The organism is Stenotrophomonas sp. SrG (assembly GCF_050031795.1).
GTDB classification, from domain to species: Bacteria; Pseudomonadota; Gammaproteobacteria; order Xanthomonadales; family Xanthomonadaceae; genus Stenotrophomonas; species Stenotrophomonas rhizophila_A.
In genome coordinates this window covers 1-229 of record NZ_JBNBBE010001871.1, presented here as the reverse complement: position 1 = coordinate 229, position 229 = coordinate 1, and the positions used below count along the sequence as shown (strand labels likewise).

The window sequence follows — 229 nt, the reverse complement described above, 5'->3', positions numbered from 1 at the left end:
GGGGTTCGCGCCGCCGCTGCTCGGCAAGCTGCGCGATGCCCTGCGCGGGCCGGACGACCCACCGCTGGAAGCGCATGACAGCAAGGTCGGGCGCGGCACGCTGCAGTCGTTGCGGCGCGCTGCCACGCAGCTTGCCTGCCTGCCCGACGCAGCACTGCTGGCTGGCGGCGCGGTGCTGCGCACGCTGTGGCGCCTGGCCATCGCACGCCGCCATCTGCTGCAGGGGAAT

The 229-nt window shown here is 74.2% G+C and carries 1 protein-coding gene; it reads left to right on the top strand.

The features are described 5' to 3' along the window. On the top strand, positions 1 to 229 hold a 229-nt coding region (locus ACQG3P_RS25680; protein ID WP_426806620.1), incomplete at both ends, for a hypothetical protein.